Here is a 227-nt window from a genome sequence, read left to right as displayed (position 1 = left end):
GATTTAGCTTTAAATACAGCTGTTGTGGGCTCCAAGTGGGCCTTCTTGGATGAAAGGGATAAAAGAGGATTAGTTGAAGAAAATCAAATGGATATTACTTTATTTGCTGATCCGATGAATGTAACCTATCTAAATCCAGAAACTTATATAACTGCAGATATTCTAAACGAGAATGCAGAGTTATGGACGATCACAAAAACGAGATGGAATGGGTTCGATAAGATAGG

Annotated in this window: 1 protein-coding gene; it reads left to right on the top strand. The window is 36.6% G+C overall.

Annotated features, from left to right (window positions below; genetic code table 11):
• Window positions 1-227 (top strand): hypothetical protein (locus EOC06_RS41325; protein ID WP_206631493.1); only part of this gene is annotated, 227 nt, incomplete at both ends.

Source organism: Mesorhizobium sp. M7A.F.Ca.MR.362.00.0.0 (assembly GCF_004023175.1).
GTDB lineage: Bacteria > Pseudomonadota > Alphaproteobacteria > Rhizobiales > Rhizobiaceae > Mesorhizobium.
The sequence above is the reverse complement of the archived record's forward strand: the minus strand, read 5'-3'. Positions and strand labels throughout refer to the sequence as shown.